Source organism: Nitrospira lenta (assembly GCF_900403705.1).
In the GTDB taxonomy this organism is placed as follows: Bacteria; Nitrospirota; Nitrospiria; order Nitrospirales; family Nitrospiraceae; genus Nitrospira_D; species Nitrospira_D lenta.
Window position 1 is genome coordinate 121,658 of sequence record NZ_OUNR01000022.1, and the last position, 15,681, is coordinate 137,338.

The following is a 15,681-nucleotide window of genomic DNA, read 5'->3' on the forward strand; positions in this document are numbered from 1 at the left end:
GAGAGCCGCGTGATGGCGGATGCGAAGATGGGTACCATGAGCCACAGGGCAACCGCAAGAGACGAATAGGGGAATTCCCGAGGCCAGCTCTCGATTTCCCAACGGCTTTCACGGTATTGTGCGACAGGCACTGACGTGGGGCGCGTTCTAGCACGGCCCCACACGGCTGAATGACCTGCCACAACCGGACATGAGGGAGACAATGCCAGGACTCACCCGTCCGACAATCCGGCAACGACTGCAGTCCACCAGCCTTCTGGTTCTATTGGGCCTCTCCCTCTGGTTCCTCCCCACCGACTCCAACGCGCTCCTCATGGACGCACCAGCCTACAATGATATGGGCATGGTGCAGCAGAGTAAGGGAGATCTAGACGGGGCCATTCAGAACTATCGTGAAGCCCTGAGACTCAAACCGGACTTTCCGGAAGCGATGTACAACCTGGGTGTCGCCCTCCAGGCCACGGGTGATTCGGACGGCGCCATCGCACAGTACCGCGCGGCCCTGACACTGACACCGAACGAACCGGATATCTATGCAAACCTCGGCAACGCGTTGGCTGCGACAGGAAACCCTGACGCAGCCAGCGAAGCCTACCGCACGGCGCTCCGGCTAGATCCCGGGCAGCCCGGCATACACTACAATCTGGCCATCGCCTTAAAGGCGAACGGGGATATGGACGGCGCCGTGGCGGAGTATCGTGAAGCAATCAGGATGAAACCCGACGACGTGAGCGCCAGAAACAACCTCGGCATTCTTCTCCAAAGCCAGAACCGCATCGATGCCGCAATCGAGCAGTACCGCGAAGCCGTGCGGGTGCAACCCAATCACGTAAACGCCCACTACAGTCTCGGCACTGCGCTCCACACAAAAAATGAACTGGCTCTGGCCATTGCGGAGTATCGAACCGTCATCCGGCTTGATCCGCCCCATGTCGGCGCCCACAACAACCTGGGAATCGCCTTGCAGGCGACGGGAGACCTCATGGGTGCGATCGCCGAGTATCAGGCTGCGGTCTCCCTCAAGCCTGACCATGTCAAAGCCCATTACAATCTGGGCGTCGCTCTCCAATCCGTCCATAATTCTGACGGCGCCATCGCCGCGTTCAAAGAATCGATCAGGCTCCAGCCGGACTACGCCAACGCGCACCAGGGGCTGGCCGACGCCCTGCAGGAAAAAGGTGATCTCGTCGGCGCGATGGCGGAGTATCGAGCCGTGCTGCGCCTCCAGCCGACTCACGCGGCCACACTGCTGAACCTGGGCGCGGCACTGCAGGCAACCGGCGATCTCGACGGCGCAATTGCGATGTACCGCCATCTGCTCGGCTTGCAGCCTGAGCGAGCTCGCGCCCGGTATAATCTGGGCGTGGCACTCCACGCCAAAGGCGACCTGGATGCGGCCATCGAACAGTACCGGACCCTGGTGAATCTCCGACAGGACTATACGCTCGGGTTCTATGCATTGGGAGAAGTCTTGGCGCAGAAGGGACTGCGCAAGGAAGCGGCGGGAGCGTTCCGTGACTATCTTGCGAAAGAGAAAGATACTCCCGATACTCACCACCGCATTGAGCGGGTCCACGCCCAACTAAAGGACCTCGACAACTAGTGCTCACAAGGAAACCGGCATCCGAACCGCCGTTGAAACGCAGCTGCGCTCAAAAGGCTATCAGCCGCCGCAACCGGACAACCTGACTTTTTGAATGAGGGAATATAATTGGGATCCACCTGCTCCCAGAGCTCGTCGTGCTCTCCGCTCATCCCCCAGCCCCGCACATAGAGGCGCGCCAGCACCGGCTCGATGCCAAGACGATGCTGGTCCATAACCCGCCCGACCACTGTCATACGGGCCAACGTCAATACTGAACAGACCGTTTTGTTTTCTCCACCACCACCCAGTAGGAGCCGGCTTCGGAGCCTTTCTGGATCGGCGGACGATGCGGAATATAATCTTGGTCCAATGGCCGGTTCGTGACATGCAGCCGGAGGAATTGCGCATCCTCCTCTTCCTCAATGTACGCTCCCCCCAACATCACAACTTTTCCGCGATACTGCTCCGAGTGGGCTACCAGCAGGAAAAGCGTCGTGCCGGGCTCTGCCATCCGTACATAATGCCGCGGGACCTTGACGCACTCCAACGGCAAGAAGGCGATACTGGAAACCATTGCCGCACACAGCGACCGGAGTGAAATCCGAGCTTTTCGAGTCATTGATGACGTCCGTTCATCACGATTCCTGATCCCTGCAACCGGCGAGCCTACTGCAAGCGTCCGACAGTCCGGTGAGTCATGCGACCACCGCCGCATGGACAGCAGAGGGGCAAGTGAGGTAGAACCGTGCATCGTTGACCCCGTGCTAGTCCTCACGTAACACTGACGTCGAAGAGGAGAGGGTGATGAAGGAGTGGCTTCGTACATTGTCCTGCGGGATACTGCTGAGCGGAATGGCCGGATTGGCGGGATGCGCGCAGATCGAACCGCTGCCTCCCCCCCCGACAACCCCTTCGTCCATTGTGACATTCGAAAGCGCAGCGGGGAAGTGGAGTGGAATATTGAGAGCGATACCAGTACTACGACATGATGATTGGGTGACATTGACGATAGGCGATGACGGATCATACGAGTTTGAGAGCGTGCGAGCGATCGGAATCTTTCAGGGAAAGGGAACATTCACGATCCTGGATGGGAAGCTCAGCGCGGAAACCGATCGGGGATCATCCGTAGTGACACTCTATAAGGATAGCGGACGGCGCATGCTGAAGGTCGAGGCGACGACCAAGGATGGTGTGCAATACTCAGCTCAGTTGACCCCAACGAAGTAGCCTGTGCCGCTCATTTGGTTGCTCGCGCTCACTACAGCAGAAAGACACCAGCCGTTTCAGCTCGTGACAAAGAGCAACCATGGCCTGAAAAGGCTGGTGTCGACAGTTCGATTCTGTCCCTCGGTACCACTTCTCCTTCACTCACCTACTGAATTCCCACTTCCTCCGACCCGCTTACACAATCGCACTGCAACAGCTTTCAGTCAGACTCGCCCGATCTTTTTCCACTCTGCCCCCTGGCTCTATTCCCGATTTATTTTCCCAGCCCAGCAATTTTTTTCTTGGCTATATCTTGACCCACAGAATAACGGATCAGCCTAGAACGGCTGATCGCCGATCCATTCAAACATAGTGGTGATGTATCAGGCTCAACGGTCAGGATAGGAGCAATGCGCCAGGAGACCATGCTATCAGCTCCATCTCACTCCGCCGTTGATCGGCAACCGGCCATATCAGTTGATTCGATCAAGCTCTCCCATCGCGCGAGCCAAGTGCACACGGGAGGCATTTAAACGAAACAGCGCATCGACGGCATTTTCTCGCGCACGAGAAACTGAAAATAAGGCATTGGTAACCTCAAGGCTGCTGTTTGATGTTAAAACGGCAAAGCGTTCTCGCGCGAGCAGTAATTCCAGCAACGAGGCCTTGAGCCCTGCTTGTGCAATGACCAACTGGTCTTTGGCCCCCGCCATCGTGACCAGCGCTTCACGCACGTCCATTTTGACCTGAAGCGTCACACCCTGCATGCGAATCGACTCTTGCTCTAACTGGCTTCGAGCCTCTCTGATGCGGCCTTCCCGCTGACCGCCGTCGAAAATCGGAATCTGCAACAGCACCGCGACATTGTACGTGTCCAACGTATTGTGAACACGGTTCCCGATAAACCCATAATCCCCTTGGGCAACAAGCGCAGGAAGACGCTCTCCCACCGTTGAGCTGAAGGCCAGGGCAGTAGACTTGATGCGCAGATTCTGAGCCTGCACCTCAGGACGCTGCGCGATAGCCACATCGATAGCCTCCTCCACCGAAGGGAAACGCTCCGCACTCAAGCGAAAGTCATCCGTGAGCTGAAGGGAAATATCCAGCGGAAGGCCCATCGCATTCAAGAGATTCAGCTTAGCGCGCTCGAAGTCAGATCGTGCAATCGAAAAATGCTGCCGCTCATTTTCCAGCTGGGACTCTAATCGCGCCGTATCCAGGCCCGTCCCCATTCCTCCGCCTTGCCGGCGTTTCACAAATGCCAAGAGATCAGTAAACGGCTGCTGGTTGGCCTCCCGCATCTTGATTGTCGCCTGCGCTTTCAGCGCTTCCATGTAGAACAACCCGACGGTCGACATGGCATCGGCTTTAGCCCCTTCCGACTCAAATTCCGCCACCTTGAGCGCTTCCCGTGACGATCGCCATCGCTGAATCAAACTAAGGCTGAATAGGTTTTGGGTATAGTTCACGCGACCGTCAAAAATACTAAACTCACTCGTTCGTACCGGCGCCAAACCCAAGGTGCCAAGAAACGTCGTCTGCTGACTCTGACGCGCGCTCCCGGACAAATTCGGCAACATGGCGCCCAACTGAGTCATCACATTGCCGCGGGCCGCCTCAATCCGTTCTTTATAGAGCCGGACATTGGGATTATTACCCAGCGCCGCATCAATAGCTCCTCGCAAACTCAATTGCAGCGGAGCCAAGGACACTACTCCCGATTCTGTTGCAAGAGGAGACAGCTCGGCTGCATCACTTATCGCAGGGGCCAGCAGGCCGAGCAGAAGCCCAATACTCCAGATTTCTCGGACTCTTCTCCACAACCATCGTCTCTGCATACCTACAGCTCCTTTCACCATGGAGAACGGCATCACGCAACTCCCAAACACATCCCATGGCCCACTCGCGCAACCCAGGGAGAAGCGTGCCCATCACGCGATCAAAACATCATCATTTCTGGCTAGAGAGGAAATTGACAGAGCAGTGCAACCCGGCGGAAAGGCGATGATCATGGTTGGGAATCTCGAGTCGAATCCCAAAGGTCCCGCTTGCCGAATCAACCACCTTGTTCACAATAGAAACCCGCGCCTTATACACCCCTCCTGGCGGATCGGAAGGGCGCACGTCCGCCTGCATCCCCACGGCTACTTGCCCCAGCATAGGGAGAGGGGCGAACACTTCCACCCGCAAGGGATCGATTTGCGCCAATTTGAGTATCGGATCCTTATTGACCAACTCGCCAGGATGTTGGTGGCGTTCGACAACGACGCCGGCGATGGGACTTCGGATTGTTCGAAGCGATAATGCCGCTGTCGATCGCTGGAGTTCCAGCTCCGCCAAGCGAGTATTCTCCACCGCTTCGGCATGAGCAATTTCCGCCAAACGCTTCTCAGTTTTTGCTTCATCGGCTTCATGAGCGGCAATCGACGAAGATTTCACGAGATCACTGGCCCGTGCCAACTTGCGCAAGGCAAATTCCTCTTTCACAATACTCGTCCGTACTTCAGCCTCCACGCCAGCCTTGGCCCGCGCCAAGGCTACCGTCGCTTTTTCGACGCTCGATTCAAGCGTGGCCAAGACCTGCCCTTTCTTCACCACATCACCGCGCTCTACAGTGACCGACTCCAGCAGCCCTTCGACCGGCGAGCCGATCGCTACCTCCATATAGGGAAGAATCAGGCAAGAGAGATCGGAGGCCACGCTTAAGGAGGCCATCCCCAGCACGACACTCACGATAGACAGCCCACGGATACACAGCTGAGACACCGATCGCACCATCGTCATTCCACCGTTCCCGAAAAAGCCAGCGACGATTCCGCCTGTTCTTCGTGTTTGAGCAAATCGCGTCGAATGTTCGCATGCCATCGCTCAGCTCGCCGCTGCGCCCTTGCAACAACCCACACACCGATACGCTGCGCAATCCAGCGATTCGTCGAGAACATGAGCCGGCAGACCCGCCCCGCCCAGGCACGCTGATGAGCCTGAACAAGCTCGTCCTCTAGCGACACAAACGCCTCGCAACTCCCCGGGTCGCCTTGCCGCCCGCACCGTCCATAAAGTTGCCGATCGATACGCCCGGCCTCATGGCGTTCCGTCGCGATGACATGAAGCCCCCCCAACTCCGCAACAGCCTTGTCGATGTGAATATCTGTTCCTCGTCCAGCCATGTTGGTTGCCACAGTGACTCGCCCCTGTTCGCCCGCGCAAGCCACGATGGCGGCCTCCTCCTCGTCTTGCCTGGCATTCAGCACCCGATGAGGCAATCCCGCGGCGATAAGCCGGCTACTTAGCTCTTCTGACGCCGAGACAGAACGGGTACCGATGAGCACCGGGCGTCCCTTGAGATGCAATGCCGCAACACGGGCCGTCACGGCCTTCCATTTGTCCTCTCCCGTAGGAAACACCCACTCTCCCCAATGAACTCGCTGAATAGGCCGATTAGTTGGAATACGGACGGACGCCAGGCGATACACCGACCAGAGCTCCTTAGACACCTCCCGCGCCGTTCCAGTCATCCCGGCTAGCCAAAGATACCGCCGAAAGAACCGCTGATAGGTCAACCGAATGAGCGGATTGGTCAGCGGCGTAACGGAACACCCCTCCTTGATTTCGATCATTTGATGGAGTCCCTGCTCCCAGGAACGCCCTTCCAGAATACGCCCCGTATATTCATCGATAATCTGCACCTTCCCCTCGCGAAGCAGATAGTGCTCATCGCGACGAAACACCACCAGCGCCGTCAATGCTTGTCCGACCAGCGCTTCCCGTCGCCGAGGCCCTTTCCATAACCCGCCAAAGAGCTGCGCGCGCGCGGCCAACTTGGCCTTCCCCATTGAGGTGAGGAGCACCGAGCGCTCCCGAGGATTCATGGTGAAGTCTTCGCCAGGCACTAATTCTCTGGCCAGCAACAAGGCCGATTCATACAGCGACTTTTCCGGCACTTCTCCGCTACTCCCGGAGATAATGAGCGGCACCTTCGCTTCATCGATTAAGACACTATCCGCCTCGTCTACCAGTCCGAAACACAACCCCCGCAATACAATGCGATCCCGCCCCACATCCCGGCCAAAGTACCGGCGAAGTTCGAGTTGAACACGATGCGGCTGTTTGCCGACCGCAAGGCGATCGCGCAAATAATCAAACGCCACTTCCTTATTAGTGCAATAGGTCACATCACAGCCATACGCAGCGCGGCGGGCAGACGGCTCCATGTCATGCGTCACCACTCCGACGGAAAGGCCCAGCATGGCATAGATGGGCCCCATAGCAGCCGCATCACGAGCGGCCAAGTAGTCGTTGACGGTAATGATGTGCACCGGCACCCCAGCCAGCGCCGCTGTGGCGGCCGGCAAGACGGCGGTTAATGTCTTGCCCTCACCCGTCGCCATCTCCGCGACCAGTCCATTGAGGAGCACCCACCCGCTGAATAGCTGCACATCGAACGGGCGCTTCCCAATCGCTCGCGCCGCCGCCTCACGGACCACGGCAAACGCCTTGGCGCTCGCCTCAAATACCAGGCCCTCTCGCCGAAGCTTCGCGCGTAACTCACTGGCAAGCGCGCGCAGCCCCTCATCAGGCAACGGACGAATCGACTGGTCATATCGATTGACCGCTCCCACGATATCAGCGCGGCGGCAGTCCCAGGCCTTGGCACGCCGGAGGAATGGCCGCGCCATGGCCGCGCCCATCCGATCGCACCACCCGATCCGCGGCAAGTCCCGCTCCAAATACGGGCTGCGTATGGAAGTCTGTTGGAAACGTGCGCTAAACATTGAACCTCGACAGAAACAACTGCCGCCCCTTGCGATACCATTGAACCGCCAGCGGCGACCGCCCATGATCGAACCGCACAAACACCCGGCCACCGACATTCAACACCCCCAGCGGCGGTGGCAATTCCACATCGACCTGAAAGACATTCTTCAACGCGGTATGGCCCTTGGGATCACGTGGATCCAGAGGCACCTCGCCTCCTCCCTCATGGCTCAACGCCGGGCTGGGAATCTCTTTCGATGCGGCCGGCACGAAGCGTTTCAGGCGAGCGTCCGCTGGATCGGCCAATCGCTCAGCCAATCGCACCTGCACCTGCTTCGTATTTGACGCGATCAGGTCAATGTCCACCTGCTCCACCATCGTTCGAACCGTCATTGTTTCCAGATTGACCACATACGCGACCAATCCGCCGTGCGTCAAAAACCGGCCTGGCAAATCGCTGCCTTTAGGCAGCACAACCGTCCCCGCAGTCTGACTGCGGATCATCAACTCCTCGGCCTGCTCTCGTGCACGGACTAAATTCTCCTCCACCACCAGGCGCTCTTCCGCCAAGATCTGAGCCTTTACCAGATTGTCGGGGAACTGCTCGCGAATCCGTGCCGTCACCTCATCCAAACGAGCCTCCAGCGTATGCACCTTCGACACCAGCACCGGATCCTCGCACACCACCAACACATCGCCGGGTAAAACCTGTTCGCCGGACTTCACCACGACCGTCCGCACAAATCCATCGACAGCGGCCCGCACATGCGCCTCTTCTGGAATCCAGACGACGCCTTCCGCACGCGTCCGATAGGGAACCGGAACAAGGCACACGAGCCCTATCAAGCCGGCCAAAACTCCAAAACTGACGACCATCGCTCGCCCCCGGACCAGGCGAAGGCGAGGGCTGGTGAAGAGAAACGCCAGCCCCTTTCCCAGTGGAAAGAGAATCCATGTACAGGCCGTAAGACCGGCAAAGATCACGCCGAGCAGAAACAGTTGATCGGTGAGAAAGAGAAGAATGCCCACAACGACCAATATGCGGCAAACATAGGCGGCAATGGCATAGAGCACGAACCAGCGCCGCTCGCCTGGGGTCGCTGGGCCAGGTACGGCATCCCGGTGGCCGAAAAGATAGCGTTCGGCAAGGAACCCAAGATAGCGATTGGCCCGCATCTTCAAGTTGGGGATTTCCAGATAGTCCGCCAGCATGTAATAGCCGTCAAACTGGAGCAACGGATTCCCGTTGAAGATGACCGTCGAGATACCAGCCACCATAATCGCATTGTAGGCCAGCGTGCGAACCGCTCCCGGCTCGACGCTGAGCCAGACAAACATGGCGATCGCCGCTAACGCCAACTCCACCAGCATGCCGGCGGCACCGACCGCCACCCGCTGCCAGGTGCGACTGAATGCCCACGAAGCGGACGCATCAACATAGGGCACGGGAGTAAAGACAAGGAACATCACACCGAGATCGTGCACTTCACCGCCGAACGCTTTCACGGCGAACGCATGGCCCAGTTCATGAAGCAGCTTGATCGCGGGAAACAGAAACCAGAGCACCACGAGATTGTGCGGCGTCATCACCTGATCCAGCACATTCGAGGTCAGATCATGCCAATGGGAGGCGCCGACGAACAGCGCAGGCACAACGAGCGCACACCACAGCAGCGCACCTCTCCAGCCAAAGAACGGACGCACGAAGGGCAGCAGTCTGGTAAGAAATCGCTCCGGGTCCCAGAGTGGGATCTGCCACGAAAACACGCTCATCAAGCGCCGCTGCCACTTGCGCTGCCGCTGGGTTTCGAAGCGGTGAAAGATCTCCGTCGTATCGGGCGAGAGTTCGCCTTGCAGCAAATCCGCCGCATGGAGCTGGCCGAGCAACTGAATGATTTCGCCTTGAGTCGGCGCATCATCGCCAAGCTTGGCACAGACCTCTTCCCACACAGCCTGCACCGTCGCACGTCCGTTGAGGAGCCCGATCACATGGTAGGCAGCCGGAGAAAACCGATGGAATCGCGCATTGGACCGATCTTGAAGTACATACCAGACCTCGCCCCGATACAGGTGGCGATGAATCTGCGCGTGGCTCCGCAGACGCAACGCAAGATTGGCCACGCGGTACCAGGCAGGACTGAACAATGCGTCACTCATCGATCACGTTCACCCGCTGACGGTCGATGGCACAAATCCAACAACCATGCACAGCAGCATCCAGAGGTTCAGATCTACGGGAGCCATGACCAGAGGGCTAACCGGATCCAATCCGTGACTGGATGCGTCCATATCCACACCAGCCGGCGCCGGTCGACGGCGATCTTACCGGCGCCCTCCATGCCAGGCTGAAGGCGGCCGTGCGGGAGATCGAATCGAGACTCCACACGGAAAAAATTGCGTCCATCTTGGGCCGTCGAGACCGGCGTCACGGTCTCGACCATGAAATCTGCGGTGTCCGTCGGAAACGCCGAAAGCATCAGAGCCCCAGTCTGTCCGGCGCGCACATCGGCAATGTCCCGCTCGTCGACTTCGAGGACCAAGCGGTAGGCATCCAGCGGCGCAATTTCAAACAAAACCTTGCCCTTCTCGACCGGTGCGCCAAGCTCCTGACTCAAATCTCCCGTGACCACCATCCCTCGGAACGGCGCCACCATGCGAGTCCGCCCGAGTTGATCGTCGTACAGCGCGATCTCCGCCTCAACTTGCCGCAATTGCGCCGACACGATTTCAACCTGCGAGGCTTTTTGCTCCGCCATGGCCTTACTGTATTCTTTGCGCAATTCCTCAGCCCGGCCTGCGGATTTGAGCCGTTCCAATTTCAGCTCGCGATCGTCCAGAAGACACAGCAACTGTCCGGCATCGACCACGGCTCCGGCGCGGACCGGCGCCTCACGAATAAAACCATTGAACGGGGCCACCGCCGCCCGCTGCACAACCGGTTCCAAGACGGCCTTGGCGGCAACCCGGTACTCCCCCTTGGCGAATACACAGAACAGCAACAGACCAAGCACCCCGGCGGACGCCAACTTCACCGCAACGTGCCTGAGACCGATCAACGAGCGGACATACGTCCAACTCGCGTCCAGAATCTTTACGAACAACCAGCGATCATCGCGCCGCTGGACCTCAAGAATCGGCCCGACGACCGCGGCAACGGACTGGCATAGCTGAATCGTATCCTCGTCAAACGGCCGATCCGCCGGACGCTCAAGCAGAAGAGCTCCGATAGGGGCCCGGCCGCCCATAATCGGTACCGTGCAAATCGCACCGGGCGCATGCTGATGAGACAATTCGTCGTGAGCCCGCACCACCGTCGTCGACAAACCGGTCGGAGGATGAGTAATCGTCACCCGTTGATCGAGTGCCTCCTCCATCGCCGCCGCGATCGAACGAAACAGATTTGCCTGCTGCATAAACTCGGCGCTGTGGGAAACCGCCTTAACGGCAGTCCGGCCACGATCAAGAAACCCGATGCTGACCCGGTCGCACTGGCAGGCCGCCGCCAATGCCGTTGTCAAACTCATACAGGCGGCATGCACCCGGTCATGCCCCAGCACCGAGGCAACCAGATCGAGGGTTTTCTCCACGCGATCTTTGGCGGCGACTTCCTGCTCCATCCGCTCGCGGCTCACAAGCAGTTCCAGCCATCCGGCGCCCCAATGGAGCTGTCGCAACACCGCTTGCAGCTCACTTTGATCGGCGGGCGAGACATCGAGCACGATCGCCCCATGCAGCTCATTCCGCACTTCGATCGGATAGGCCACTTCACAGTGCTCCCCGACATCCGGCGAGACAACCGTCTCCGATGCGACGACCACACCCTTGCGTTCCGTCAGAGCTTGCTGCGCTGTTGCCGTGAGATAGCTCAGATTTCGGCGCGAGTCGGGCCAAAAGGCAATCGGACGAAACGGCCCTTGATCGGGAACGCCGATGAGGACCATACCGGCCCGAATGCCGTCAAGCTGCGCGCATTGCAGAGCCAGCCAGCTTCGGCAAAATCCACTGATCGTCGTCGCGTGCGCAAAGTCAGACCATAACGCGGCATCTTGGCTTGATGCCGGCACCGGCAACGCCGGAGAAGGCCCAATGCGCTGAGACTCTGCCGAAGATACCTGGCTCATCGATCAATCACCTCGCGACGATTCAAGACGAATCTTCAGCGCGTTTCCCCCTCGGTCACACAAGAACTGCATTGCGACTCACACATTGGGCCGCATCGAAGTACGGCAATCGAACCAAGAAGAAAGCGTGATCGTGGGGGATCATCATGGGAGCAGAACGGAACGAGCGGGAATGAGGAGCCTCACTCCCGCTCAGATACATCGTTACTCTGGACGGCCAGGCTGTTCCGTCATGGCGCCAAATCGCTTTTCATAATCCGTCATGACATTCGTTAAAAGCGTAGCCAGCCGTTTGGCGGCAAACGGGCTGAGAATCAACCGGTCCGTCAGCTGCACATGCACTTCGCTTTGGCCACGTTCCCACGCATTATTGATCCCGAAAATAAGGACTACTTCTTCACGTGTGGTCGACACATTACACACATTGGCATACGAGCTTTTGAGATTGGTGTCGTCCCAGCGAATGGAAGGATTCGCCGCCGCTTTCGCAGCCTGCGCAGCAGCATCCTGAGTCTGGCGGGGAGCCTTTGAGGTTTCAGTAGACATACGACTTCCTCCTGAATTGGTAATAGGTGATGGCCAACACTCCGACAATCGAGCCGAAGTATCGCATTGCGTATTCCAAAGTATCAATAGGCATAAATACTTGTAATACTAATAAGTGAAGAATGTGTGCGGGCGAGACGACACCCAGTCCAGTCATCGGTGTGCCGGGGTTCGGCTCAGCTCCCTCACCGCCCCAGGCTCCAGCCACGGCCTGCAGTAAGCGGTGCCAGAACACGGTGACGGAGCCCGAGGAAGGCGGGACGGGATGAGGGTCTCATTATCGCGTGCAACATCGACCTTGCCGACCTACTGGCACGTGATGCCCACACCCTGCCAAGCGTGATGCTTATCCGACTCAAAAACCAGACATTATGATTCTGGCGAACCTCGGCTTATACACGTGCTCAGTGAATGCCATGACGGCTTGACTGCCAGTGCAATTGAGATCATCAAAGAGACTCGGTGCCGCATGCGACACCTCCCCTATCGAATTCCGCGCCTGCTAAGCCATTTCGTTGTCCATTGCAACCGATACCCCATTGCGTGACTCTAGGGCCTCACGGTGTCCCTGCATTATTTCTTCTTCCCCGGCAACACCACTTCAATCCCATGGTCATGGGGCGCGACCTCCTCGCGCCCGGTGTCGAGGAGGAAACGCTGAAGCCAGGAGGTCTTGTGCACAGAGAAACCCAGCGCCATTTTTTTGTGAGACTCCTGAGGCCCCTCTCGCTCACGCCAATCAATCACCGGCGCGACGGCAGAAGAGCCCGTCGACGACGCACCCGGGATCGGCTCAGTTCCGCCACCGCCCCAGGCTCCAGCCACAGCCTGTAGTGAACGGCGCCAGAACGCAGTGCCAGCGTCCGATGAAGGCGGGACAGGAGCCGCGAGGGACGGACCCGATTCAAAGGCCGTCAGAATCGACCGGCGCACGCCCGTGGGCAGCGCCTCAGTCATCAGCGTGGCGCGATGCGACTGCGCCTGTTGATCGTCATAGCCAAGGACATGCCCCATCTCGTGCATGACGGTGGTGAGCAGATCCATGTGACCCGCCGCCGGACTAGACCCATCGGCGATCCATTGCGCGAGGCCCCGCACGAAATGGAATTCGGCATTGTCTTTTGGCGTGACATCCAAGAACCAGCCATAGCCCGCCGCCGTGGCATCGAGACGGACCGTCGTCCCGTTGGTCAACCCGAGCGTGGCCCCCTCTAAGTCGGCGATCTGCCAGGTCAGCGACGCCAACACCGTCTGCTGATCCAGGGTCAGCCCGGTGCGGACCCAGCGGGCCTGGGCCTCCTGAACGATCGGCGCCAACTGCGCGGACGTCAGGGCTGCGAGCGATCCATCATCCGTTCGCGCCCCCCCCTGTGCTAAGAGCGGCGCGGGCGGCGCGCCCGGAGTCGTGACGGTTTCGCCGGTGACAGAGCTGGCATTATCCCGACCCGGCAGGGCCACCTTCGCAAAGAACCAATCGGTCCCCGCATTCCCGCTCAGATTATCGCCGACGGCATCGTCGAACACCGTCGTCACGTTCAGCGTGAAGGTACCGTTCAGTCCTCCTCCATTGAGCAGATGACTGACACGTTGACTGTAGGTCTGATCGGTCCGCAGCCACTCGGCGGTGAGATTGCACATCGCCACGAGATTCGTATCATACGCCGTCGTCCCGCCGATCAAGAGATCATCATCGCCATTGCCGGTAAGATTGTCACCGCCGCCCCCGCCGATGAGGATGTCCCGCGCGGCGCCGCCCGTCAGATTATCGCCACTCGCATCGGCTCCGCCGAATATCACGTTAGGTCCCGCCCCGCCGGTAATGTTGTCGCCCCCGGCATCGCCGAACAGAATGGTCGGCGTGGTGATGGCACTGTTGATCGTGATGTTATCCCCACCGCCCCAGCCATGCACGATGATGCGACCGGTCGGCTTGGCAATGATGGTGCTCTGCCCATTGATCGTGACTTGATAGTTGGCCGTGCCACTAGGCGCGACGGTAATGTTATCGCCGTTATTGGTGCCATTGATGCCGAGCGCAGTCTTCGTGGCATCCCAGGGATCGGTCGTGAGTCCCACGGTCACGACGGACAAGGAGCGCGACACGCTGGTTTGCGCACCGTTGCTGTCTTTCACCGTCAGCGTAACCGAGTACGTGCCCGCGGTCGCATACTGATGGGTGGTGGTGACCGTGCCGCGTGCCGCTGCCAGGAACGGCAGAGTAACCCCATCGCCGAAATTCCACGAAACTTGGAGCGTATCCGATAAACCGACATCACCGATGACACCACTGAAGCTCAGATCGACCCCGGCGACGGCCGAGGCGGGCACCGTCACCGTCGCCGTCGGCGCCACATTGAGCACCGTGATCACGAAGGTCTGGCTCGCCGTGGCCACCCCGTCGGTCACCTGGATCGTCACACTGTAGGGGCCGGCCCCAGGACCATCGGTCGGAGTCCAGGTAAACACCCCAGTCGTCGCCATGATGGCCGCGCCAGACGGGGCGCCGGATGCCAGGCTGTAGGTAAGGATCTGAGCCGGCTGGTCGGCATCACTACCGGCCGCAGTGAACGTCAGGAGTGAGCCTTCGTTCACGGTCTTACTCGTGATCGGCTGCAGTACCGGCGCTTGGTTCACTTCTGTCACGGTGATCGTCACCACTTCACTGGTCGTCACCACGCCATCGGTCACCGAGAACGTCAGGTTATTCGTGCTCGGCCCTTGCGCTTCCGTCGGGGTCCAGCTGAACGTGCGCGTTGCCGCGTTGAACACCGCGCCAGCCGGCAAACCCGTCGCACTGTAGACCAACGCCTGAGTCGGAGCATCGGCATCCGTCGCGGAGATCGTGAAGGACAAGAGCGTCCCTTCCGCCACCGTCTTGGGCCCGATCGCCGTCAACACCGGTGCCACATTCACCTCTGTCACGGTGATCGTCACCACTTCACTGGTCGTGACCACGCCATCGGTCACCGAGAACGTCAGGTTATTCGTGCTCGGCCCTTGCGCTTCCGTTGGGGTCCAGCTAAACGTGCGCGTTGCCGCGTTGAACGCCGCGCCAGCCGAGAGCCCCGTCGCACTGTAGACCAACGTCTGGTTCGGGGCATCGGCATCCGTCGCGGAGATCGTGAAGGACAAGAGCGTCCCTTCCGCCACCGTCTTCGGGCCAACGGCCGTCAGCACCGGCGCGACATTCACCTCTGTCACCGTCATCGTCACGGCTTCACTCACAGTCACCACCCCATCGGTCACCGAGAAGGTGACGATGAAACTACCTGGGCCTTGGGCCTCGGTCGGCGTCCACACGAACTCATGGGTCGTTGGATCGAACGTGGCTCCCGTCGGAAGGCCCGTCGCACTATAGACCAGGGGCTGAGTCGGTTGATCGACATCACTGCCACTGACCGTGAAGCGCAGTTCTGCCTGCTCATTCACCGACTTCGGGCCAATGGCAGTCAGCACCGGTGCCGT

General features: G+C 59.2%; 11 protein-coding genes. 2 read left to right on the forward strand and 9 right to left on the reverse strand.

Translation table 11 applies throughout. The features are described from left to right. Window positions 1–202 precede the first annotated feature (202 nt). Entirely contained in the window at window positions 203–1,603 is a 1,401-nt protein-coding gene (locus tag NITLEN_RS17755; protein WP_181416980.1) for a tetratricopeptide repeat protein, read from the forward strand. On the opposite strand, the gene NITLEN_RS17760 is transcribed toward NITLEN_RS17755, so the two are convergent. Together NITLEN_RS17760 and NITLEN_RS17765 are read right to left on the reverse strand one after the other, a co-directional pair. Then, the gene (locus tag NITLEN_RS17760; protein WP_121990983.1) at window positions 1,600–1,839 is read right to left on the reverse strand and encodes a hypothetical protein; all 240 of its coding nucleotides are present in this window, start codon (window positions 1,837–1,839) and stop codon (window positions 1,600–1,602) included. The genes NITLEN_RS17755 and NITLEN_RS17760 overlap by 4 nt on opposite strands. An 11-nt stretch (window positions 1,840–1,850) precedes the next feature. Continuing rightward, window positions 1,851–2,204, reverse strand: coding sequence for a hypothetical protein (locus NITLEN_RS17765; RefSeq protein WP_121990984.1), 354 nt, complete (start codon window positions 2,202–2,204; stop codon window positions 1,851–1,853). 377 nt (window positions 2,205–2,581) lie between these two features. Here NITLEN_RS17765 and NITLEN_RS17770 point away from each other — a divergent pair, with 377 nt between their 5' ends. Further along, complete coding sequence (locus NITLEN_RS17770) at window positions 2,582–2,815, forward strand: hypothetical protein (RefSeq protein WP_121990985.1); 234 nt, start codon at window positions 2,582–2,584, stop codon at window positions 2,813–2,815. Window positions 2,816–3,267: 452 nt separating this feature from the next. Here NITLEN_RS17770 and NITLEN_RS17775 read toward each other — a convergent pair whose 3' ends face one another. From NITLEN_RS17775 to NITLEN_RS17805, 7 genes are all read right to left on the reverse strand, one after another. After that, entirely contained in the window at window positions 3,268–4,500 is a 1,233-nt protein-coding gene (locus NITLEN_RS17775; protein WP_181416981.1) for a TolC family protein, read from the reverse strand. A gap of 244 nt (window positions 4,501–4,744) precedes the next feature. Then, window positions 4,745–5,578 carry an efflux RND transporter periplasmic adaptor subunit gene (locus NITLEN_RS17780; protein ID WP_219999494.1) on the reverse strand — a complete coding sequence of 278 codons (834 nt, stop codon included), beginning with the start codon at window positions 5,576–5,578 and terminating at the stop codon, window positions 4,745–4,747. Then, window positions 5,575–7,566: a preprotein translocase subunit SecA gene (locus NITLEN_RS17785; protein ID WP_121990987.1), complete on the reverse strand. Its 1,992-nt coding sequence runs from the start codon at window positions 7,564–7,566 to the stop codon at window positions 5,575–5,577. The genes NITLEN_RS17780 and NITLEN_RS17785 overlap by 4 nt, the downstream gene beginning before the upstream one ends. Next, on the reverse strand, window positions 7,559–9,706 hold the full coding sequence (locus tag NITLEN_RS17790; protein ID WP_121990988.1) for an efflux RND transporter periplasmic adaptor subunit: 2,148 nt from the start codon (window positions 9,704–9,706) through the stop codon (window positions 7,559–7,561). Before NITLEN_RS17790 ends, NITLEN_RS17785 begins: the two co-directional genes overlap by 8 nt. A 74-nt stretch (window positions 9,707–9,780) precedes the next feature. Beyond that, window positions 9,781–11,670 (reverse strand): GAF domain-containing protein, encoded by a 1,890-nt coding sequence (locus NITLEN_RS17795; protein WP_121990989.1) that lies wholly within the window; start codon window positions 11,668–11,670, stop codon window positions 9,781–9,783. 204 nt (window positions 11,671–11,874) lie between these two features. Beyond that, on the reverse strand, window positions 11,875–12,216 hold the full coding sequence (locus tag NITLEN_RS17800) for a DUF3467 domain-containing protein (protein WP_121990990.1): 342 nt from the start codon (window positions 12,214–12,216) through the stop codon (window positions 11,875–11,877). Window positions 12,217–12,789: 573 nt separating this feature from the next. Further along, window positions 12,790–15,681, reverse strand: a 2,892-nt coding sequence (locus tag NITLEN_RS17805; RefSeq protein WP_146216247.1) for a putative Ig domain-containing protein, incomplete at its 5' end; no start/stop codon positions are given.